Origin of the sequence: Pseudomonas sp. B19(2017) (assembly GCF_002113165.1) — a bacterium.
Taxonomy (GTDB): Bacteria; Pseudomonadota; Gammaproteobacteria; order Pseudomonadales; family Pseudomonadaceae; genus Aquipseudomonas.
This window is the reverse complement of the sequence record NZ_NEJR01000001.1, coordinates 365,869-386,844: the sequence shown is the minus strand read 5'-3', so window position 1 is coordinate 386,844 and position 20,976 is coordinate 365,869. Positions and strand designations below refer to the sequence as shown.

Genomic DNA, 20,976 nt, shown 5'->3' with positions numbered 1-20,976 from the left:
GCTCCCACAGGTACGGCGCGAATCCCTGTGGGAGCGGGCGTACCCGCGAAGAGGCCAGCACAGGCGCCACAAGGCTTACTGGATTTGCTCCGGCGTCACGATCACCCAGTTCTTGTCCGCCGTCACCGGCAACCCTTCCTTGGCCTGCGCCGCCGCGTTTTTGGCAATCATCCCGTTCAGCTGGTCCATGTATTTGGCCTTGCGGTTTATCCACAGGTGGATGCCGCCCTTGCCCACATCCACGCCATGGAACTGCATGTAGCCATCGCTGGTCGGCGTATCGCCCCCTACCAATACCGGCTTCTTCCACTCATCGATATAGGTCAGGATCGCCGCCTGCTTGCCCGCCATCCAGGTGGCCGGGGTCCACAGGTAAGGGGTCAGCTCCAGCCCCAGGTTGGCCTTGGCATCATAGTGCCCGGCGCTGATCTGCTTGCGCGCGGTGGTCAGCTGGCCGCTGGCGCGGTCCTTCAGCAACAGGCTCACGCCAATCACGTTCTGCGGCTTCACGTTGTAACCGTACTTGGGGTCCGAGGCGACCATGCGCACCAGTTCCTCGGATGCGGCAGAAATCACGTAGACCTCGATGCCGTTCTCCATCAGCTTGTTGTACAGCTCCGTCTGGCCCTTGAAGACCTTCGGCGGCTGCACCTCGATGGCCTTGACCTGGTCACCTTCGTAGTAAGTGCTGGGGATCGGCTTGCCCGAAGCCATCATCTCATCCACCTGCACCTTCAGCTCTTGCAGCGTGAAGCCCGAAAATACCTGGGCTACCCATGGGTAGCAGACCATGTCGTCGACTTCACACAGCCGGTAGTAGTAGCTGAACAGGCTTTCCTTGTGCTCGGCGGTATCCTTGAACGGCATCAGCTTCAGCGACGGGTCGAGCTTGTCGCGGCTCAGCAGGCCCTTGTTTTCCATGAACGGCAGCAAGGCCTCTTCAAGGTCGTAACGGTAGCTGGTGTTGTCCATGTCGAACACCGCGTAGTTGCCCTTGTTGGCATTGGCGGCAATCAGGGTGTCGAGTTGCTTGGCGGCCTCGGCCGGCCAGTGCTTGAGCTCGGTGGCGAAGGTTTCGATACTGAACAGCAGGGACAGGGCGACAGCGACAGCTTTCGGAGCAGATTTCATGTACGAATCTCCTGAAATGACCGGGAAACGCTAGTGCAACGAGCGTTGCCGACGGCCTTTCATAACGACCCTCATGCAGCAGTAAACGTCGCGTTCATTGCAATCCGCGACATGTCGTTATTCCATAAGCGACTATGCACATTCCATTTGGGTATAAATTCGTTTGTTTTCAGCCTGTTAGCATTTCCGTTCGCAATCGCTCACAGAGGCGATGCCTCTTCTGCTTTTTTCTGCTGGAGCTTCAATGAACCTGCCGCTGTCCCTTAACCTGCTGGCGTTCCTGGCCCTGTTGCTGGGCCTGGCACAAACCCGCCGCACCGACTGGAGCCTGGCCAAGAAGGTGTTGCTGGGCCTGGTGCTGGGCGTTGTCTTCGGCCTGGTCCTGCACACGATCTATGGCGCTGGCCACCCCGTGCTCAAGGCCACCATCGCCTGGCTCGACCTGGTCGGCAACGGTTACGTCGGCCTGTTGCAGATGATCGTCATGCCGCTGATCTTCGCCTCGATCCTCAGTGCCGTGGCACGCCTGCACAATGCCTCGTCGCTGGGCCGCATCAGCGTGCTGAGCATCGGCACCCTGCTGCTGACCACCGCCATTGCCGCGTTGATCGGCATCGTCCTGACCAACCTGTTCGGCCTCAGCGCCGAAGGCCTGGTGGCTGGCGCCCAGGAAAGCGCACGCATGCAGGTTATCCACAGCGACTACGCCGGCAAGGTCGCCGACCTCAACATCCCGCAGCTGCTGCTGTCGTTCATCCCCAGCAACCCGGTGGGTGACCTGGCACGGGCCAAGCCGACCTCGATCATCAGCGTGGTGATCTTTGCCGTGTTCCTTGGCCTGGCCGCGCTGCAGCTGATCAAGGACGATGCCGAGAAAGGCGAGCGCGCGCTGTCGGCCATCGACACCCTGCAAGCCTGGGTGATGCGCCTGGTGCGGGTGGTGATGAAGCTGACCCCGTATGGCGTGCTGGCGCTGATGACCAAGGTAGTGGCCAGCTCGAACATGGAAGATATCCTCAAGCTGGGCAGCTTCGTGGTGGTGTCGTACCTGGGCCTGGCGCTGATGTTCGTGGTGCACGGCGTGATCCTTGCCGCTACCGGCGTGAGCCCGCTGCGTTTCTTCCGCAAGGTGTGGCCGGTGCTGACCTTCGCCTTCACCAGCCGCTCCAGCGCCGCCAGCATTCCGCTGAACATCGAAGCGCAAACCCGCCGCCTGGGGGTACCGCAGTCGATTGCCAGCTTCAGCGCATCGTTCGGTACCACCATCGGCCAGAACGGATGCGCCGGCCTTTATCCAGCCATGTTGGCGGTGATGGTGGCGCCGGCGGTGGGCATCGATACCTTCGACCCGCTGTGGATCGCCACCCTGGTGGCCATCGTCACCCTGAGTTCGGCAGGGGTTGCCGGGGTCGGCGGCGGTGCCACCTTCGCCGCGCTGATCGTGCTGCCGGCCATGGGCTTGCCGGTGGAGCTGGTGGCGTTGCTGATTTCGGTGGAGCCGCTGATCGACATGGGCCGTACGGCGCTGAACGTGAACGGCTCGATGACGGCGGGGGTGGTGACCAGCCAGCTGCTGAAAGAGACCGACAAACAAGTGCTGGCTGGCGATGAACATGCCGAGCTGAGCCATACCTGATCGGAAAGGGGGGCGCTATGCGGCCCCCCAATATCCAGTAACGCAATGGCATGGGAAGCAAGCAATAGCTGGCTATTGGCGTTGCTATACTGCTAGCCGGGCTAGCGAATACGCCGATGGAAAGGAATCACCATGCAGCAGTACGACATGACCCAGGCAGAAGCCGAAAAGATCCGAGTCGAGGTTGCCAAGATCCGCGTCGAAGTGGATAAGTTGATGGCCGAGACACGCAAGCTGAATGCTGAAGCCGGCAAAATGACCCGCGAAACCTTCTGGTACCCGGTGGCCATCGCCGTCGGTTTCGTCACCACGGTGGCTACTGTCACCGCATTGATCATCAAGCTGCTCACCTGAGCGCCGGACCGGTCGGAAAGGGCTGCAAGGCAGCCCCGGCAATCTCAAGCCCTGTCCCAGACCTCGAAGTGATACCCAGGCTTGCCTTCCTCAGCCTGTGCCTCGCTCGACACCAGCTTCCACTGCCCCCGATCGAACTCCGGGAACCACGCATCCCCCTCCGGCGACAACTCGACCCGCGTCAGGTACATGCGGCTGACCAGCCCTTTCTCCAGCGCCTGCCCATACAGCTGCGCCCCGCCGATCAGCATCAGCTCATCGACGCCGTGCTCACGCGCCCACTGCTCGGCCCGCACCAGCGCCTCTTCCAGCGAGCCAAACACCTCGGCCCCCGCCAGTTCCAGCCCTGCCTGCCGGCTGACCACGATATTCAACCGCCCAGGCAGCGGCCTGCCCAGCGAGTCCCAGGTCTTGCGCCCCATGATGATCGGCTTGCCCAGGGTAGTGGCCTTGAAGTACTTGAAGTCCCCCGGCAGATGCCAGGGCATGGAATTGTCGATGCCGATCACGCGGTTCTCGGCGTGAGCCGCGATCAGGCTGAGGGGGAGTGTTGTATTCATGCCAGCGAGGATAGCATCGGGCGTGTGGGTTATGCTTCTGCCCTGACCTGTGCAATGGAAGACCTTGTGACCGCACCGACTTCACTGGACAAGCGCTGGCTCACCGAAGCGGTACGCCTGCGCGAGGAACATGCCGGCCCCCTGGAGGATCAGGAAGCCAACCGCCGCGCTCGCAAGGCAGGCGGTGACCTGGCGGCCCGCATCGAAACCCGTGCCCTGTTCCTGGCCGAACGCGACGGTATCAGCACAGCCCTGCGCCACTGGAAGCAGGGCGCACGCCTGGCGCTGCTGGCCTTGCTGCTGCTGGCCGTGCTCAGCGGTGCCGGGCTGGCACTGGCCGCCTTGGGCGACGGACAACGCCCGGTGAATGTGTTTTGGGCCCTGGGCAGCCTGCTCGGGCTGAACCTGCTGATGCTGCTGGGCTGGGCCATCGGCTTTGCCCTGAGCGGCGAGCATGGCGCGGGGCTGGGCCGCCTGTGGTTGTGGCTGAGCGAACGCTTTGCCCGTGATGCCAAGGCCGCGCACCTGGCGCCGGCGCTGCTGGTGCTGCTGCAACGCCAGCGCCTCAACCGCTGGTTGCTCGGCCTGCTGGTGCATGGCCTGTGGCTGCTGGCGATGATCACCGCGCTGGGCATGCTACTGGCCTTGCTGGCGACCCGGCGCTATGGCTTTGTCTGGGAAACCACCCTGCTCGCCGCCGACCCGTTCATCCACCTGACCCGGGCCTTGGGCGCGCTGCCCTCGCTACTGGGCTTCACGGTACCCGACGAGGCCATGATCCGCGCCAGCGGCGTCAGCCAGCCGGCCCTGGACCTGGCACGCCAGGCCTGGGCCAGCTGGCTGCTTGGCGTGGTGCTGGTGTACGGCCTGCTGCCGCGCCTGCTGTTGGCCGGGCTGTGCTTGTGGCGCTGGCGCCAGGGCCACCAACGCCTGGCGCTGGACCTCAGCCTGCCCGGCTATGCGCAACTGCGCGAAGCGCTGATGCCGCGCAGCGAACGCATCGGCGTGCAGGATGCCGCGCCCGAAGCCTTGCCACAGTTTGCCGCTGGCCAGCTGGAAAGCGGCAGCAGCGGTGCCCTGCTGGTCGGCCTGGAGCTGGACGACCAGCATCCCTGGCCACCCGCCCTGCCGAAAAGCGTGACCAGTGCCGGCGTGCTCGACAGCCGCGAATCGCGCAACCGCCTGCTCGAACAGCTCAGCCGCTTCCCCCCCGCACGCCTGGCCATCGCCTGCGACCCGCGCCGCTCGCCCGACCGCGGCAGCCTGGCGCTGCTCGCCGAACTGGCACGCAACGCCGGTGCGACCCGCATCTGGCTGCTGCAGGCCGCACCAGGCGAGGCCCTGGACGCCCAACGCCTGGGCGACTGGCACGAAGCCCTCGACCGCCTTGGCCTGGTGCATGCCGATACCTCGCCGCTGACCTGGCTGGAGCATGGCCATGACTGAGCCACTGAAACTGGCCGTGGTCGGCCACACCAACGTCGGCAAGACTTCGCTGCTGCGCACCTTGACCCGCGACGTAGGCTTTGGCGAAGTTTCCCACCGCCCCAGCACCACCCGTCATGTGGAAGGTGCGCGGCTGTCGGTGGACGGTGAACCCTTGCTCGAGCTGTACGACACTCCGGGCCTGGAAGACGCCATCGCCCTGCTCGACTACCTCGAACGCCTGGAACGCCCGGGCGAGCGCCTGGACGGCCCGGCCCGCCTCGAGCGCTTTCTGCAAGGCAGCGAGGCACGCCAGCGTTTCGAGCAGGAGGCCAAAGTGCTGCGCCAGTTGCTGGCCAGCAATGCCGGCTTGTATGTGATCGACGCCCGCGAACCGGTGCTGGCCAAATACCGCGACGAACTGGAAGTGCTGGCCAGCTGCGGCAAGCCGCTGCTGCCGGTGCTCAATTTCGTCGCCAGCCATCAGCACCGCGAACCGCAATGGCGTGAAGCCCTTGCCAGGCTTGGGCTTCACGCGTTGGTGCGGTTCGACAGCGTGGCCCCACCAGAGGATGGCGAGCGCCGTTTGTACGAAAGCCTGGCCCTGCTGCTGGAAGACGCCCGCCCGGCCCTGCAGCGGCTGATCGATGACCAGCAGGCACAGCGCCTGGCACGTCGGCATAGCGGCAAACGCCTGATTGCCGAGCTGCTGCTGGACTGCGCCGCCTGCCGGCGTAGCGTCGAGGCCGACCCGGCTGCCGAAGCCCGGGCCATCGAGGCCTTGCGCCAGGAGGTGCGCCAGCGCGAACAGCGCTGCGTCGAGGCACTGCTCAAGCTGTATGCCTTCCGCCGCGAGGACGCCCATGCCAGCGACCTGCCGCTGCTGGATGGCCGTTGGGGCGATGACCTGTTCAATCCCGAAACCCTGAAGCTGCTGGGCGTGCGCTTGGGCAGTGGTGTGGCCGCCGGTGCCGCGGCGGGTGCCGGGGTGGACCTGCTGGTCGGTGGCCTGACACTGGGGGCTGCCGCCCTGGCCGGGGCGATTGCCGGCGGCGCGCTGCAGACGGCGCGCAACTATGGTTCACGCTTGATGGGCAAGCTCAAGGGCAAGCGTGAGCTGACGGTGGACGATACGGTGTTGCGCTTGTTGGCCTTGCGTCAGCAGCAGTTGATGATGGCGCTGGAAAACCGCGGGCATGCGGCGCAGGACAGCATTCGGCTGGGGGAACTGGATGAGAAGGCCTGGCGGGAGGGCAAGTTGCCGGAGGCGCTGGTGAAGGCGCGGGCGCATCCGCAGTGGTCCACGTTGAACCCTGGGGCGAAGCTTAACCAGGCTGAGCGGCAGGAGCAGCTGGAGGCGCTGGTTTCACAGTTTTGAGTGGGCAGGCCTGGCCTCTTCGCGGGCTTGCCCGCTCCCACAGGTATCTCACATTCCTTGAGATATGCACTATTCCTGTGGGAGCGGGTTTACCCGCGAAGAGGCCGGCACAGGCAGCCCATCTCTCAAAGCAGTGCCAAAGCCCTCTGCTTCAACCCACCCAGATCAACCATCGGCACCCCAATCTCCTTGGCCATTTCATCCCACTCCCTCATCCGCAAGCTCACCTCGAACAGCGGATCCCGCTCGAACACATCCGCCTCGTCCTTGCTCATCACGCCCCCCTGATACTCCAAGGTCCGCCGGCTCGCTTCACTCAACCGCTGGTAATACCCAGGCTGGCGCAAAGTCAGGTAACGCTTGGCCTCCACGTGATACTGCACCAACCGCGCCATGCGTTCGCCGAAGCCACAGCGGCGTAAGTACTCGGCGCCGATGCGCTCATGGCTGACCACGCCATAGCCGCCCATGCTGGCGTCACCGCCGCACAGATGGCCGATGTCGTGGAAGAACGCCGCCAGCACCACTTCGTCGTCGAAGCCTTCAGCCATGGCCAGTTGCGCGGCCTGGGACATGTGTTCAAGCTGGGTGATGGCTTCGCCGATGTAGTCATCACTGCCGTGGCGTTCGTACAGCGCGAAGGTGCTGTCAATGATCTGGGCTGGGGTGGGCATCATCGTCTTCTCCTGGCTTGTTTTGGTGGTGGCTTCTTCGCAGTACAAGGCTGCTCCTACAGGTTGTCGCCACCCCGTAGGAGCAGCCTTGTGCTGCGAAGAGGCCGGTGCAGGTTACTGCTGGACCAACTTCTCCGACTTGCCGTCATAGCGCTTGCGCCATTCGGCCAGGATCTGGTCACGGTTCTTCGAGGCCCAGGCAAAGTCGTTCTTGATCAGGCGCTGTTCATAATCCGCCGGCAGTTCGGTCTGTGGCTTGGCAATGCCCGGCGCGGCCAGCACGGCGAAGTTCTCCTTGTACAGCTCCATGGCCGCCGGGCTTGCCGAGAAATCAGCCAGGCGCCTGGCCGCATCCGCATTGGGCGAACCCTTGATCACCGCCGTCGCCTCGATCTCCCAGCCCAGGCCTTCCTTCGGCAGCACGATGTCCAGCGGCGCGCCCTGGCGCTTGAGCTGCACGGCCGGGTACTCGAACGAAATACCGATCGGGAATTCACCCGCCGCGGCAAGCTTGCACGGCTTGGAACCGGAGTGAACGTACTGGCCGATATTCTGGTGCAGCGCATCCATGTACGCCCAACCCTGCGGCTCGCCAAACGTCTGCAACCAGGCACTGACATCCAGGAAGCCGGTGCCGGAGGAGGCCGGGTTCGGCATGACAATCTTGCCCTTGTACTCAGGCTTGGTCAGGTCTTGCCAGCTCACCGGCTTGCTCAGGCCCTGCTTCTCGGCCTCGATGGTATTGAAGCAAAGGGTCGCGGCCCACACGTCCATACCGACCCAGGCTGGCGGGTTGGCAGCGTCGCGGTAGTTGGCGGCAATCTTGCCCAGGTCCTTCGGTGCGTAGGCTTCGAGCATGCCGTTCTGGTCGAGGATGGCCAGGCTGGAAGCGGCCAGGCCCCACACCGCGTCGGCTTGCGGGCGGTCTTTCTCGGCCAGCAGCTTGGCGGTGATGATGCCGGTTGAGTCACGGACCCACTTGATCTCGATGTCCGGGTTGGCCTTCTCGAAGGCCTGCTTGTAGCTCTTCAGCTGCTCGGCTTCCAGGGCGGTGTAAACCGTCAGCTGGGTCCCGGCGGCCGAAGCCTGCAGGCTGAACACGGCGGAAACGGCAGCGGCAAGTGCAAGGTGCTTGTACATGGGTAGGTTCCTTACAGGTCAGACGGTCGCGGCGCGTTGGCGCCAGGCTTGGGAGCGGCGCAACAGGCCGCGTGAGGCTGCGGCCAGCAGCAGTGAAGCGCCGGCACTGGTCAGCAGGATCAAAGTGGACATCGCGGCGGCACCACCGACGTTGCCGGCATCGTCCATGTTCAGCACGGCAACGGCAGCCAGGATGGTGTCGGGGCTGTACAGGAATATCGCCGCCGACACGGTGGTCATCGCCGAGACGAACAGGTAGCGAATGATGTCCAGTAGCGCCGGCAGGCAGATCGGCACGGTCACCCGCAGAAAGTGCCTGTACAAAGGCGCCTTCAGCGACAGCGCTGCGGCCTCGAATTCGCCGTCAAGCTGGCGCAGGGCGGTGCTCGCGGTCATCTGCGCGGTGGTCAGGTAGTGGGCGATGGTGCACACCACCAGTAGCCCCATGCCGCCGTAGAACACATGCAGCGGGTTGCCGTTCAGGTTGAAGAAGAATACGTAGCCCAGGCCCAGCACCAGGCCTGGCACGGCCATGGGAATGAAGCTGAGCAGGCGCAGCGCCTGGTTGAGCAGGCGTTGGCCCTGGGTCTTCTCCATCAGGTAGGCGCCGGTGAAGATCACCATGCTGCCGATCAGCGCGGTGCCGATGGCCATGGTCACGCTGTTGCGGTAGGCCAGCCAGCCGCCACCAGCGGTGTCTTCGAACATGTAGTGACGCAGCGACAACGACAGGTTGTACGGCCAGAACGTGACCAGCGACGAGTACACCGCCATGCCGATCACCAGCAGCAACACAGCACACACCAGCAACACGATCATCAGGAAGCAGGCATCACGGCCCCGCGACGGCTTGGGCTCGAACACCTGGGCACGGCCGCTCATGGCCTCGCCCTGGCGCCGGCGCAGCCAGGCATCGACGGTAAAGCTGAGCAGCGCCGGCACCAGCAACACCATGCCGATCAACGCACCACGGCCGAACTGTTGCTGACCGACCACCGCCTTGTAGGCTTCCAGCGCCAGCACCTGATAGTCGCCGCCGACCACGACCGGCACTCCGAAATCGGTGATGGTCAGGGTGAAGACCAGGCAGAACGCCGCGAACACTGCCTGTCGCGTAGCCGGCCAGGTAATGCTGGTGAACGCCCGCCAAGGGCCGGCACCCATGCTGGACGCTGCGTCGAACAGGCGTGCATCGGCCAGCGACAGCGCCGACAGCAGGATCATCAGGGCATGCGGGAAGGTGTAGATGGCCTCGCCCAGCACAATCCCCCAGAAGCCATAGATGTTGTCGCTGAGCAACCCGCGCAGCAGCCCCTGGTTACCGAACAGGTAGACCAGGGCGATGGCCGGCAACATCGACGGCGCCAGCAGCGGCAGCAGCGAAATGCCCCGCCACAGGCCCTTGGCCGGAATCAGCGTGCGTTGCAGGGCGTAGGCGAACAGGTAGGCCAGCGGTACCACGATGGCCGCCACCGTGAAGGCCACCGACAGGCTGTTGCCCAGTAGCCAGTGGAAGTTTTCGCTGGCGAACAGCTCGCGGGCCGCCAGCAGGCCACCACCCTGGCCTGCTTCGGCACTGAAGCCGCGCCAGAAGATCGCCAGCAGCGGCATCAGCACCGCCAGCATCAGAAGGATCAGCAGCAGGCTCTTGCCGCCGACGACGAACAACCGGTCACCCAGGGCGACGCCCGCACGCGGCGCAACTTTGGGCGGGTTCAGCGGCAGGGACATTGGCGCGGCCATCTCAGGCAAACACCTGCAGGCTCTGCGGCGGCAGTGCCACCCAGATGTCCTGCGAACCCAGGCGCGGCATGGCCTCGGGGGCCAGCTCCGCCAGCAGTGCATGGCCCGGCAGGGCCTTGAGCTCGAAGCTCATGCGGCAGCGGTTACCGAGGAAGGTGATTTCGCGGACCATGGCCGGGAACAGGTTTTCTTCGTGCACCGCCGGGTTGACCGTGATCGCCTCCGGGCGGCAGAACAGCCGGCCGCTGCTGGCCCGGGCGGAACCTGGAGCCAGGCGCATATTCATACCACCGACCTGGGCATGGCTGTCACTGCTGCGCTGGAACGGCAACCAGTTGCCCTGGCCGACGAACTCGGCAACGAACGGCGTGGCCGGCTGGTCGTAGATCTGCTGCGGGGTCGCATATTGCTCCACCTGGCCGTTGTTCATCACCGCGATGCGGTCGGCCATGAGCATGGCTTCGTCCTGGTTGTGGGTGACCATCAGCGTGGTGATACCCAGCTGGCGTTGCAGCTGGCGCAGTTCGGTGCACAGGTGCTCGCGCACCCGGGCGTCCAGTGCCGACATCGGCTCGTCCAGCAGCAGCAAAGAGGGCGACGGTGCCAGTGCGCGGGCCAGGGCCACGCGTTGTTGCTGGCCACCGGAAAGCTGGCCTGGGTACTTTTTCTCGCTACCAGAAAGGCCTACCAGTTCGAGCATGTCGGCCACCCGCTGGCGGGCCTGCTCGCGGCCACTGCCGGTCAGGCCGTAGGCGATGTTGGCTTCGACGGTGAGATTGGGGAACAGTGCGTAGGACTGGAACAGGATGCCGTAGTCACGGGCCTGAGGTGGTAGCTTGGAGATATCGCGCTCGCCGATGTACAACGTACCGCGGTCCTGGCGCTCCAGGCCGGCGATGCAACGCAGCAGAGTGGTCTTGCCGCAGCCGGACGGGCCGAGCAGACACACCAGTTCGCCGGCGGCGATGTCCAGCGAGACATCGTTGAGCGCAGTGAAGGCGCCGAAGCGCTTATGGATGTTGCGCACTGTCATCTGTGCGCCGGGGGTGGTGTTGTTCATGGCAGGGCCTCATCGAAGAGATGGGGGCCATGCTAGGAAGGCTGTGCGAAGGTTGTGTGGCTTCAGGGCAAAAGTGGGTGATAGTGGTATAGGCAGATTTTGTAGTTGCCTGACAGGACCTCTTCGCGGGCATGCCCGCTCCCACAGGATCTCCACAAGATTCAAAACCTGCGCGGTACCTGTGGGAGCGGGCAAGCCCGCGAAGAAGCCAACACAAATCTATAAGTGTGAGCCGGCCACTTCCTGCGCCACCCCAAGGAACGCCGCCGGCAACCGGGCCTGACGCCTTTCCTTCAGGCAATACAGGTACTCATGCATCACCGGCGCGTTCTCCAGCGCCAGCACCCGCAACTCAGGGTTGTGCGGTACCTCGTGCCGGGCAATCACGCTGATGCCGATATTGCGCAGCACTGCCTCGCGGATCGACTCGCGGCTGCCAATCTCCAGCAATGTCCCGGCCTTCACCCCTGCCTCCTGCATCATCTGCTCGGTCAGCGTACGTGTGGTCGAGCCTCTTTCGCGCATCAGCAGGCAATGCCCGGCCACCACATCAATGGACACCGCCTGGCGGTGTGCCAACGGGTGGTTGCGATGCACCGCCACCACCAACGGGTCAGTCCCCAGCACCCGCCGCACCAGCCGCGCGTCTTCCAGCAGTTGCGACGAAGCAGCGATATCCACACGGTAGTCGTCGAGCATCTCCAGCACCTGCTGCGAGTTGCCGATTTCCACCGCGACTTCCACCTGCGGCAGCCGTTCGCGGTAGATCTTCACCAGGTCGAGAATGTAGTAAGGCGCCGTGGCCGCGATGCGCAGGCTGCCCTGCGCCTGGCTGCTGTTGCGCAGTTTGAACTCGATGTCCGCTTCCTGCTGCAACAGCGCCTTTACCATCGGCAGCAGGCGCACGCCCTCCTCGCTCAGCACCAGGCGCCGCCCGCCACGGTAGAACAACTCCACCGCGTACTGGCCTTCCAGGTTGCGGATCTGCGTGGTTACCGTGGGCTGGCTGAGCCCGAGCTTCTTCGCCGCCAGGGTGATGCTGCCCAGGCGGGCCACCATGTAAAAGGCTTTCAGCTCCGAACTCAGCATGCACGTCCTCTATTTGCGCAACAGGCGCAAGCCGTTGAACACCACCAGCAGGCTCACGCCCATGTCGGCGAACACCGCCATCCACATGGTGGCCATGCCGGCAAAGGTGATCGCCAGAAATATCGCCTTGATGCCCAACGCCAGAACGATGTTCTGCATGAGGATCGCCGCACTTTGGCGCGACAGCCTGACGAAGGCCGGGATTTTCCGCAAGTCATCGTCCATCAGCGCCACATCGGCGGTCTCTATGGCCGTGTCGGTGCCGGCTGCCGCCATGGCGAAACCGATCTCGGCGCGAGCCAGTGCCGGGGCGTCGTTGATACCGTCACCGACCATGCCCACCCGATGGCCTTGGGCGTACAGGGCTTCGATGCTCTTGAGCTTGTCGGCAGGGAGCAGGTTGCCTTCGGCGCGGTCGATACCCACCACCTTGGCGATGGCCTGGGCGGTATGCGGATTATCGCCGGTCAGCATGACCGTCTTGATGCCCAACTCGTGCAGCTCGGCGATGGCCTGGCGGCTGCTTTCCTTGACCGTGTCGGCCACGGCGAACAGCGCCAACGGGCCGGAGCGGTCGAGCAGCAGCACCACGGTCTTGCCCTGGCGCTCCAGCGCATCCAGCTGGGCCTCAAGCGCGGGCGAGCACAGCCCCAGCTCCTCGACCAGACGGTGGTTACCCAAGTGGTAAACCTCACCCGCGATGGTGCCGCGCACGCCGCGCCCGGCCAGGGCGACGAAGTCATCGACCTCGCTCAAGGTCAGGCCTTGCTCCTTGCCGAACTGGGCAATGGCGCGAGATACCGGGTGGTCCGAACGCTCGCCCAGGCTGGCGGCCAGCGCTTGCGCGCGGCCTTCGAACAGCGTCTCCAGTACCTTGGCGTCGGTTTGCACCGGCTTGCCGTGGGTAATGGTGCCGGTCTTGTCCAGGGCCAGGAAGTCCAGGTGGCGCCCACCCTCCAGGTAAACACCGCCCTTGATCAGGATGCCTTTGCGCGCCGCCGCGGCCAGGCCACTGACGATGGTCACCGGGGTCGAAATCACCAGGGCGCATGGGCAAGCCACCACCAACAGCACCAGGGCGCGATAGACCCAGTCGAACCAGGCACCAGCCATGAACAGCGGCGGTATCACTGCAACAGCCAAGGCAATGGCAAACACCACCGGGGTGTAGATGCGCGAAAACCGGTCGACGAAGCGCTGGGTCGGCGCCCGTGCGCCTTGCGCCTCCTCCACGGCCTTGATGATACGCGCCAGGGTCGATTGCCCGGCAGCGGCGGTAACGCGGAACTCCAGCGCCCCGGCCTGGTTGATGGTGCCGGCGAACAGCTTGTCACCCACAGACTTCTCTACAGGCAGGCTTTCGCCGGTGATCGGTGCCTGATCGACGCTGGATTGCCCGCTGGCCACTTCACCGTCCAGGCCAATGCGTTCGCCGGGGCGTACCCGCACCAGGGCACCAATGGCCACCTCCCGCACCTCCATTTCCCGCCATTGGCCATCGGCCTGGCGCACGGTGGCCATGTCGGGGGTGAGCTGCATCAGGCCCCCGATGGCATTCCGCGCGCGGTCCAGCGAGCGGGCTTCGATCAGTTCGGCAACGGTGAACAGCACCATCACCATGGCCGCTTCCGGCCACTGGCCGATCAGCACCGCGCCCGTCACGGCGATGCTCATCAGCGCGTTGATGTTGAGGTTGCGGTTTTTCAGGGCGATCCAGCCCTTCTTGTAGGTACCCAGGCCACAGCCGAGGATCGCTGCCAGCGCCAGCGCCGCCACCACCCACTCCGGTGCTAGCGCGGCAAAATGCACGATTTCGGCGGCGATCGCGGCAATACCTGACAGCGCCAGCGGCCACCAACGGGTCTTGACCACTTGTGCTGCGCTGGTGGCTCCGTCGTCTTCGACGCCAAGCGGCTCGGCTTTCATGCCCAGGCTGTCGATTGCCTGCTCGATTTCCGTTGTGCCCCCCAAGGTGTGACGCACGCCAAGCACACGGTTGATCAGGTTGAATTCCAGCTGCTCGATACCAGGCAGCCTGCCCAGCTTGTCCTGGATCAGGGTCTGCTCGGTAGGGCAGTCCATAGCCTCAATGCGGAAACGGCTGAACTGGGCGTGGCTGCTGGCCTTTTCGCTCAATTGCACCTTGGCAGGTGCAGCGGCGGCGCTACAGCAGCTGTGGGCGTGGTGATCGTGTTTGTGTTCGTGGCTGACAGGCTGGTTCATGGGGGCATCCTTAATTTGAGCCTGTTGCCAAGTGAACACCCTGTAGCCACTATAGGGTCAAGCTATCTGCTGGAGAATTTCGTGATGAAAATCGGAGAACTGGCCAAGGCCACCGATTGCGCGGTGGAAACCATCCGCTACTACGAGCGTGAACAGTTGCTGCCAGAGCCGGCGCGTAGCGACGGTAACTACCGGCTGTACACCCAGGCCCATGTCGAACGGCTGACCTTCATCCGCAACTGCCGCACCCTGGACATGACCCTGGATGAAATCCGCAGCCTGCTACGCCTGCGCGACAGCCCCGACGATTCGTGCGGCAGCGTCAATGCGCTGATCGACGAGCATATCGAGCATGTGCAGGCACGCATCGATGGGTTGGTGGCGCTGCAGGAACAGCTTGTGGAGCTACGGCGGCGCTGCAATGCACAGGGGGCTGAGTGCGCGATCTTGCAGCAACTGGAAACGAACGGGGCGGTATCGGTGCCAGATACCGAGCATTCGCATGTGGGGCGTAGTCACGGACATTGAGCCCCAAAAGATTCGCGGGCACGCCCGCTCCCACAGGGACCGCGCCGCACCTGAAGGCTGCGCTGTGCCTGTGGGAGCGGGCGTGCCCGCGAATAGGCCAGTTCAGGCAATAGCGATCAGTCAGACCGCCATCGGCGCTGTCATCGGCGCATGATGCTCATACCCTTCCAGCCAGAAATCACTCGGTTCGATCTTCTCCAGCCACTCCGGCTCGTACTTGCCGGTCTCGGCAAATGCCGGCACACGGTCGCTGATCACCAGCTTCGGCGCTGCCAGCGGCTCACGCTTGAGCTGCTCGTTGAGCATGTCCAGGTGGTTTTCATACACATGGGCATCGCCGATGAAGTAGGTGAACCAGCGCGGGGTGTAACCGGTCAGGCGGCCGAACAGCGACAGCAGCGCCGCACCTTCGGTGAGGTTGAACGGCGTACCCAGGCCCAGATCGTTGGAGCGGATGTACAGGGTCAGGGAAATTTCCTTCGTCTCTACATTCGGGTGGAACTGGTACAGCAGGTGGCACGGCGGCAGGGCCATTTCGTCCAACTGCGCACAGTTCCAGCCGTGGAACAGGATACGACGGCTGCCCGGATCATTGGCGATGGTGTCCAGGCACTGGCGCACCTGGTCGATGGCCTTGTACAGGATGACGAACGCCACGCCGTCCTCCTCGTCCTGGGCGATGCGGCGGAAGCCCGCCTTTTCGGCCATTTCGATGGCCGCCGGATTGCTCAGCGGGATGCGCTTGTAGCCTGGCCACTGGCGCCATTGCACGCCGTAGATCTCGCCCAGGTCGTCATGCCCCTGGCGGAACGGGTTGGCCAGCCACTGGGCGTTCTCGTTGGCGTTCTGGTCCCACACCTTGCAGCCCAGTTCGCGGAACTCACCGGCGTTCTTCACGCCACGCAGGAAACCGACCATTTCACCGATCGCCGACTTGAACGCCAGCTTGCGCGTAGTGATGGCCGGAAAGCCCTTCTGCAAGTCGAAACGCAGCATGGCGCCCGGCAGGCTGATGGTACGGATGCCGGTGCGGTTGCCCTGCAGCGTGCCGTTTTCGATGACGTCGCGGACCAGGTCCAGATACTGTTTCATGGCTTACCTGTAGCAAGAACGGCAGGAGGATCGCCCCTGCCGTGGGATTAATCAGGCGGGTTTCGCCGTGGGCTTGCGATTATAAGCCCACCAGATCAGGCCAAGGCCAGCCAGGATCATCGGGACGCACAGAATCTGACCCATGGTCAGCCAGCCCCAGGCCAGGTAGCCAAGCTGGGCATCCGGTACACGGACGAATTCGACGATGAAGCGGAAGATGCCGTAGAACAGCGCGAACATACCGGAAACCGCCATGGTCGGCCGCGGCTTGCGCGAGAACGCCCAGAGGATCAGGAACAGCGCCACACCTTCGAGTGCGAACTGGTACAGCTGCGACGGGTGACGCGGCAGTTGCGCCGGGTCGCTGAACGGCGGGAAGACCATCGCCCATGGCACGTCGGTGGCCTTGCCCCACAGCTCGGCGTTGATGAAGTTGCCGATGCGCCCGGCGCCCAGGCCGATCGGCACCAGCGGGGCGACGAAGTCCATCAGCTCGAAGAACGACTTGTTGTTGCGCTTGCCGAACCACAAGGCCGCCAGCATCACGCCGATGAAACCGCCATGGAACGACATGCCCCCCTTCCACACCTCGAAGATCAGCGTCGGATTGGCCAGGTAAGCGTGCAGGTCGTAGAACAGCACGTAGCCCAGGCGACCACCGACAATCACACCCATCGACAGCCAGAACACCAGGTCGGAGAGTTTTTCGCGTGTCCAGGTGGGATCGAAGCGGTTCAGCCGGCGCGAGGCGAGCAGCCAGGCACCGCCGATGCCGACCAGGTACATCAGGCCGTACCAATGGATTTTCAGCGGCCCGAGGGCCACCGCCACGGGGTCTATCTGCGGGTAAGGCAGCATGGAACTTCCTCTCGATTCAAATCAAAAAGCTGAGGCCGACACAGAACAGCAGGGCTGCGAACAGGCGTTTCAACAGACGTGGCGACAGCTTGTGCGCCAGGCGCGCGCCGAAGCGGGCGAAAAACATGCTGGTCACGGCAATGCCCACCAGCGCCGGCAGGTACACGTAACCCAGGCTGTGGGCCGGCAGGTGCTCTTCATGCCAGCCCAACAGCATGAAACTCAGGGCACTGGCCACGGCAATCGGCAAACCACAGGCCGAGGAGGTGGCCACTGCCTGCTGCATGGGCAGGCTGCGCCAGGTCAGGAACGGCACGGTCAGCGAGCCGCCGCCGATGCCGAAAATGGCAGAAGCCCAGCCGATCACTCCACCGGCACCGATCAGCGCTGGCTTGCCGGGGATACCACGGCTGGCCTTGGGCTTGAGGTCCAGGGCCATCTGCGCGGCGATGACCAAGGCGAACACACCGATGATCTTTTGCAGCAACGGCCCCTGTATCAGCGAGGCGGTCTTGGCGCCGACACCGGCCCCAAGGAGGATACCAAGGGTCATCCAGGCGAAGATCGGCCATTGCACCGCGCCCTTGCGCTGGTGCTCGAGCACGGCGTTTATCGAGGTGAAGACGATTGTGGCCAGCGACGTACCGACCGCCAGGTGAGTCAGCACCGAGGCATCGAAACCCTGCAAGGTAAAGCTGAACACCAGCACCGGCACGATGATGATACCGCCGCCCACGCCGAACAGCCCGGCCAGCACTCCGGCACAGGCGCCTAACAGCAGATAGAGCACGAATTCCATTCGCCATCCCCGAGAAATCAATCCGGCATGGTAACGGAAGCCGGGTTCGAGGCTCTAGTGAAGTCTGTGTCAGGATGGAACCGCCCCACAGCTATGGGTACAGTGGCGGAAAACACAGAGGCCCAACCGATGTGCCTGATCGTATTCGCCTGGCGGCCGGGGCATGCCCTGCCGCTGATCGTGGCGGCCAACCGCGACGAGTTCTATGCCCGCCCTACCCAGGCCCTGGCAGCTTGGGAAGATGCACCGGGGGTTTATGCCGGGCGCGACCTGGAAGCGCGCGGCACCTGGCTTGGCGTGGGCCCGCAGGGGCGGTTCGCGGCATTGACCAATATTCGTGACCCGGGGCAGGCACTCGGCCCGCGTTCGCGAGGCGAACTGGTGGCGGCGTACCTGCAGGGCGAGCAGGGGGTCGAGGCTTACCTGGACCAGGTGGCCAGCCGCAGCGGGCAGTATTCGGGGTTCAACCTGCTGGTGGGCGATGGGCGGCAGCTGGGTTACCTGCACGCCCGGGACGCAGCGCCGCGCTTGCTGGCAGCTGGGGTTTACGGGCTTTCCAATGCCGGGCTGGATACGCCGTGGCCGAAGCTGGTGAAGGCGCGTAGCGGGTTGGAAGGGTTACTGGAAACGCCGGAGCCTCAGCGCTTGCTGGCATTGCTGGCAGATGCCGAGCCGGCGCCGGAGGGCGAATTGCCGGAGACGGGGGTGGGGTTGGCGACCGAGAAACTGCTGTCGAGTGTGTTCATTGCCAGCCAGAACTACGGAACCCGGGCGAGTACGGTACTGATTATGGATGATCAGGGCAGAAGGCGGCTTATTGAGCGCAGTTTCGGGCCCTTTGGTGGACATCTTGGGGAGATAGAGCTTTCAGTCTGATCTTTTGATGTTGCCTGTGCTGGCCTCTTCGCGGGCTTGCCCGCTCCCACAAGTACAGCGCTGTACCTGTGGGAGCGGGCAAGCCCGCGAAGAGGCCAGTACAGGCACCCTTACCCTCACAGGGTTTTATTGGCCCCAGGCCCGATCATCCGCGCCAATCCGAGGTTCTTCAGGGCCAGTTGCAGCGAGCTGTGGATAACCTGCGGGTTGTCATGGCTCAAGGCCTCGGTCAGCAATTCCTTGGCCTTGCCCAAGTTGATCTGGCGCAGCATCCACTTCACCTTCGGCAGGTTGGTGGCGTTCATCGACAGGCTGTCGAAGCCCATGGCCATCAACAGTATCGCCGCTGCCGGATCTCCGGCCATCTCGCCGCAGATACTCACCGGCTTGCCTTCGCCATGGGCATCGCGCACTACCGTGTTCAGCGCCTGCAGCACCGCCGGGTGCAGGTAGTCGTACAGGTCGGCGACCCGCGGGTTGTTGCGGTCCACCGCCAGCAGGTACTGGGTCAGGTCGTTGGAGCCGACCGACAGGAAGTCCACCTGCCGTGCCAGCTCCTTGGTCTGGTACACCGCCGCAGGAATTTCCACCATCACGCCAACCGGTGGCATCGGCACATCGGTACCTTCGTCACGCACCTCGCCCCAGGCACGGTGGATCAGGTGCAGTGCCTCTTCCAGCTCATGGATGCCGGAAATCATCGGCAGCAGAATACGCAGGTTGTTAAGCCCCTCGCTGGCCTTGAGCATGGCGCGAGTCTGCACCAGGAAGATTTCCGGGTGGTCGAGGGTGACGCGGATGCCGCGCCAGCCCAGGAACGGGTTTTCTTCCTTGATCGGGAAGTACGACAGCGACTTGTCACCGCCGATGTCGAGGGTCCGCATGGTCACCGGCAGCGGGTGGAAGGCCGCCAGCTGCTCACGGTAGATGGCCAGCTGCTCTTTCTCGCTGGGGAAGCGCTGGTTGATCATGAACGGCACTTCGGTGCGGTACAGCCCTACCCCTTCGGCGCCGCGCTGCTGGGCACGGGCCACGTCGGCGAGCAGGCCGGTGTTGACCCACAGCGGCATACGGTGGCCGTCCGGGGTAACGCACGGCAGCTCGCGCAGGGCATCCAGGCCCTGGGCCAGCTGGCGCTCCTCCTCGACAACGTCGCTGTACTGCTTGCGCAGCACTTCGCTGGGGTTGGTGAACACCTCGCCCTTGTAGCCGTCGACGATCATCTCGATGCCGTCGACCTTGGAATATGGCAAATCGACCAGGCCCATCACCGTGGGGATGCCCATGGCGCGGGCCAGGATAGCGACATGGGAGTTGCCCGAGCCCAGTACCGAGACCAGGCCGACCAGCTTGCCTTCCGGCACTTCGCCGAGCATCGCCGGGGTCAGCTCTTCACTGACCAGAATCGTGTTGTCGGCATACACCAGCGACTGCGCGCGGGCTTCCTGCAGGTATGCCAGCAGGCGTCGGCCAAGGTCCTTGACGTCGGAGGCACGCTCGCGAAGGTAGTCATCGTCCATCAGTTCGAAGCGGTTGACGTGCTCGCCCACCACCTGGCGCAGAGCCCCTTGGGCCCATTGGCCGGTCTTGATGACTTCGGTCACCTCACCGCCCAGGGCGGCGTCTTCGAGCATCATCAGGTACACATCGAACAGTGCACGCTCTTCCGGGCGCAACTGGGTGGCCAGCTTGGCCGACAGCTTGCGCATGTCGTCGCGCACGCCTTCGAGGGCGTTCTGGAACAGCTTCAGTTCGGCATCAATGTCATCGACGATCTTGTCCGGTACCACTTCCAGGTCAGCCGGCGGCAGCATCACCACGGCGCGCCCCACGGCGGCGCCAGGCGAGCCCGGCACGCCGACGAAGCGCGCTTCCTGGATGCCCTTGCCCTGGCGGCCCAGGCCGCGGATCGAGCCGGTCGCCTCGGCGTGGGCGATAACCCCTGCGAGCTGGGCGCTCATGGTGACCAGGAAGGCTTCTTCGCCCTCGTCGAACTGGCGGCGCTCCTTTTGCTGGATGACCAATACCCCGACCACGCGGCGGTGGTGGATGATCGGTGCACCAAGGAACGACGCAAATTTTTCTTCGCCGGTTTCGGCAAAGTAGCGGTAACGCGGGTGGTCGGCAGCGTTTTCCAGGTTGAGCGGCTCTTCCCGGGTACCGACCAGGCCGACCAGGCCTTCGTTGGGGGCCATGCTGACCTTGCCGATGGAGCGCTTGTTCAGGCCTTCGGTGGCCATCAGCACGAAGCGGTTGGTTTCCGGGTCGAGCAGGTAGACCGAGCAGACCTGGCTGCCCATGGCCTCCTTGACACGCAAGACAATGATCCCCAACGCCGACTTGAGATCTTTGGCGGAGTTTACTTCCTGGACGATCTTGCGCAGCGTATTGAGCATGGCTCGGGGTCGAA

18 protein-coding genes are annotated in these 20,976 nt (G+C 64.1%); 6 read left to right on the top strand and 12 right to left on the bottom strand.

Features of this window, described 5'->3' with window-relative positions:
* Positions 1 to 75: 75 nt before the first annotated feature.
* Positions 76 to 1,131, bottom strand: a complete 1,056-nt coding sequence (locus CAF70_RS01870; protein ID WP_085621648.1) for a phosphorylcholine phosphatase — start codon at positions 1,129 to 1,131, stop codon at positions 76 to 78.
* Between the two features lie 244 nt (positions 1,132 to 1,375).
* Here CAF70_RS01870 and CAF70_RS01865 point away from each other — a divergent pair, with 244 nt between their 5' ends.
* Positions 1,376 to 2,767, top strand: a complete 1,392-nt coding sequence (locus tag CAF70_RS01865; RefSeq protein ID WP_085621647.1) for an L-cystine transporter — start codon at positions 1,376 to 1,378, stop codon at positions 2,765 to 2,767.
* A 147-nt stretch (positions 2,768 to 2,914) separates the two neighbouring features.
* Positions 2,915 to 3,121: a hypothetical protein gene (locus tag CAF70_RS01860; RefSeq protein ID WP_085621818.1), complete on the top strand. Its 207-nt coding sequence runs from the start codon at positions 2,915 to 2,917 to the stop codon at positions 3,119 to 3,121.
* 44 nt (positions 3,122 to 3,165) lie between these two features.
* Here CAF70_RS01860 and CAF70_RS01855 read toward each other — a convergent pair whose 3' ends face one another.
* Positions 3,166 to 3,681, bottom strand: coding sequence for a dihydrofolate reductase (locus CAF70_RS01855; protein WP_085621646.1), 516 nt, complete (start codon positions 3,679 to 3,681; stop codon positions 3,166 to 3,168).
* 54 nt (positions 3,682 to 3,735) lie between these two features.
* On the opposite strand from CAF70_RS01855, the gene CAF70_RS01850 reads away from it, so the two are divergent.
* On the top strand, positions 3,736 to 5,127 hold the full coding sequence (locus CAF70_RS01850) for a DUF2868 domain-containing protein (protein WP_085621645.1): 1,392 nt from the start codon (positions 3,736 to 3,738) through the stop codon (positions 5,125 to 5,127).
* Entirely contained in the window at positions 5,120 to 6,484 is a 1,365-nt protein-coding gene (locus CAF70_RS01845; protein WP_085621644.1) for a GTPase/DUF3482 domain-containing protein, read from the top strand. Before CAF70_RS01850 ends, CAF70_RS01845 begins: the two co-directional genes overlap by 8 nt.
* A gap of 125 nt (positions 6,485 to 6,609) precedes the next feature.
* On the opposite strand, the gene CAF70_RS01835 is transcribed toward CAF70_RS01845, so the two are convergent.
* The 6 genes from CAF70_RS01835 to CAF70_RS01805 form a co-directional block, all read right to left on the bottom strand.
* Positions 6,610 to 7,158, bottom strand: coding sequence for a phosphonate degradation HD-domain oxygenase (locus CAF70_RS01835; RefSeq protein ID WP_085621817.1), 549 nt, complete (start codon positions 7,156 to 7,158; stop codon positions 6,610 to 6,612).
* Positions 7,159 to 7,272: 114 nt separating this feature from the next.
* On the bottom strand, positions 7,273 to 8,298 hold the full coding sequence (locus tag CAF70_RS01830; RefSeq protein WP_085621643.1) for a putative 2-aminoethylphosphonate ABC transporter substrate-binding protein: 1,026 nt from the start codon (positions 8,296 to 8,298) through the stop codon (positions 7,273 to 7,275).
* An 18-nt stretch (positions 8,299 to 8,316) separates the two neighbouring features.
* Entirely contained in the window at positions 8,317 to 10,041 is a 1,725-nt protein-coding gene (locus CAF70_RS01825) for a putative 2-aminoethylphosphonate ABC transporter permease subunit (protein WP_085621642.1), read from the bottom strand.
* Between the two features lies 1 nt (position 10,042).
* Positions 10,043 to 11,101: a putative 2-aminoethylphosphonate ABC transporter ATP-binding protein gene (locus CAF70_RS01820; protein ID WP_085621641.1), complete on the bottom strand. Its 1,059-nt coding sequence runs from the start codon at positions 11,099 to 11,101 to the stop codon at positions 10,043 to 10,045.
* Between the two features lie 219 nt (positions 11,102 to 11,320).
* On the bottom strand, positions 11,321 to 12,190 hold the full coding sequence (locus CAF70_RS01810) for a LysR family transcriptional regulator (RefSeq protein WP_085621639.1): 870 nt from the start codon (positions 12,188 to 12,190) through the stop codon (positions 11,321 to 11,323).
* Between the two features lie 9 nt (positions 12,191 to 12,199).
* Positions 12,200 to 14,413, bottom strand: a complete 2,214-nt coding sequence (locus CAF70_RS01805; RefSeq protein WP_085621638.1) for a heavy metal translocating P-type ATPase — start codon at positions 14,411 to 14,413, stop codon at positions 12,200 to 12,202.
* Positions 14,414 to 14,497: 84 nt separating this feature from the next.
* Between CAF70_RS01805 and cadR the strand changes: the two genes are divergently transcribed.
* Positions 14,498 to 14,941: a cadmium resistance transcriptional regulator CadR gene (cadR, locus tag CAF70_RS01800; protein WP_016712550.1), complete on the top strand. Its 444-nt coding sequence runs from the start codon at positions 14,498 to 14,500 to the stop codon at positions 14,939 to 14,941.
* 120 nt (positions 14,942 to 15,061) lie between these two features.
* On the opposite strand, the gene CAF70_RS01795 is transcribed toward cadR, so the two are convergent.
* From CAF70_RS01795 to CAF70_RS01785, 3 genes are read right to left on the bottom strand one after another with little or no spacing between them, the layout of a single operon-like run.
* Positions 15,062 to 16,033, bottom strand: coding sequence for a thymidylate synthase (locus CAF70_RS01795; RefSeq protein ID WP_085621637.1), 972 nt, complete (start codon positions 16,031 to 16,033; stop codon positions 15,062 to 15,064).
* Positions 16,034 to 16,084: 51 nt separating this feature from the next.
* Positions 16,085 to 16,891 (bottom strand): prolipoprotein diacylglyceryl transferase, encoded by an 807-nt coding sequence (gene lgt / locus CAF70_RS01790; protein WP_085621636.1) that lies wholly within the window; start codon positions 16,889 to 16,891, stop codon positions 16,085 to 16,087.
* A 16-nt stretch (positions 16,892 to 16,907) separates the two neighbouring features.
* On the bottom strand, positions 16,908 to 17,690 hold the full coding sequence (locus CAF70_RS01785) for a sulfite exporter TauE/SafE family protein (protein ID WP_063912109.1): 783 nt from the start codon (positions 17,688 to 17,690) through the stop codon (positions 16,908 to 16,910).
* Between the two features lie 129 nt (positions 17,691 to 17,819).
* Here CAF70_RS01785 and CAF70_RS01780 point away from each other — a divergent pair, with 129 nt between their 5' ends.
* Complete coding sequence (locus CAF70_RS01780; RefSeq protein ID WP_085621816.1) at positions 17,820 to 18,566, top strand: NRDE family protein; 747 nt, start codon at positions 17,820 to 17,822, stop codon at positions 18,564 to 18,566.
* Between the two features lie 116 nt (positions 18,567 to 18,682).
* On the opposite strand, the gene ptsP is transcribed toward CAF70_RS01780, so the two are convergent.
* Entirely contained in the window at positions 18,683 to 20,962 is a 2,280-nt protein-coding gene (ptsP, locus tag CAF70_RS01775; RefSeq protein ID WP_085621635.1) for a phosphoenolpyruvate--protein phosphotransferase, read from the bottom strand.
* Positions 20,963 to 20,976: the final 14 nt, after the last annotated feature.

Coding starts and splice junctions, on each gene's coding strand:
- CAF70_RS01870 (WP_085621648.1), bottom strand. CDS start 1,131: ATGAAATCTGCTCCGAAAGCTGTCGCTGTCGCCCTGTCCCTGCTGTTC.
- CAF70_RS01865 (WP_085621647.1), top strand. CDS start 1,376: ATGAACCTGCCGCTGTCCCTTAACCTGCTGGCGTTCCTGGCCCTGTTG.
- CAF70_RS01860 (WP_085621818.1), top strand. CDS start 2,915: ATGACCCAGGCAGAAGCCGAAAAGATCCGAGTCGAGGTTGCCAAGATC.
- CAF70_RS01855 (WP_085621646.1), bottom strand. CDS start 3,681: ATGAATACAACACTCCCCCTCAGCCTGATCGCGGCTCACGCCGAGAAC.
- CAF70_RS01850 (WP_085621645.1), top strand. CDS start 3,736: ATGGAAGACCTTGTGACCGCACCGACTTCACTGGACAAGCGCTGGCTC.
- CAF70_RS01845 (WP_085621644.1), top strand. CDS start 5,120: ATGACTGAGCCACTGAAACTGGCCGTGGTCGGCCACACCAACGTCGGC.
- CAF70_RS01835 (WP_085621817.1), bottom strand. CDS start 7,158: ATGCCCACCCCAGCCCAGATCATTGACAGCACCTTCGCGCTGTACGAA.
- CAF70_RS01830 (WP_085621643.1), bottom strand. CDS start 8,298: ATGTACAAGCACCTTGCACTTGCCGCTGCCGTTTCCGCCGTGTTCAGC.
- CAF70_RS01825 (WP_085621642.1), bottom strand. CDS start 10,041: ATGGCCGCGCCAATGTCCCTGCCGCTGAACCCGCCCAAAGTTGCGCCG.
- CAF70_RS01820 (WP_085621641.1), bottom strand. CDS start 11,101: ATGAACAACACCACCCCCGGCGCACAGATGACAGTGCGCAACATCCAT.
- CAF70_RS01810 (WP_085621639.1), bottom strand. CDS start 12,190: ATGCTGAGTTCGGAGCTGAAAGCCTTTTACATGGTGGCCCGCCTGGGC.
- CAF70_RS01805 (WP_085621638.1), bottom strand. CDS start 14,413: ATGAACCAGCCTGTCAGCCACGAACACAAACACGATCACCACGCCCAC.
- cadR (WP_016712550.1), top strand. CDS start 14,498: ATGAAAATCGGAGAACTGGCCAAGGCCACCGATTGCGCGGTGGAAACC.
- CAF70_RS01795 (WP_085621637.1), bottom strand. CDS start 16,033: ATGAAACAGTATCTGGACCTGGTCCGCGACGTCATCGAAAACGGCACG.
- lgt (WP_085621636.1), bottom strand. CDS start 16,891: ATGCTGCCTTACCCGCAGATAGACCCCGTGGCGGTGGCCCTCGGGCCG.
- CAF70_RS01785 (WP_063912109.1), bottom strand. CDS start 17,690: ATGGAATTCGTGCTCTATCTGCTGTTAGGCGCCTGTGCCGGAGTGCTG.
- CAF70_RS01780 (WP_085621816.1), top strand. CDS start 17,820: ATGTGCCTGATCGTATTCGCCTGGCGGCCGGGGCATGCCCTGCCGCTG.
- ptsP (WP_085621635.1), bottom strand. CDS start 20,962: ATGCTCAATACGCTGCGCAAGATCGTCCAGGAAGTAAACTCCGCCAAA.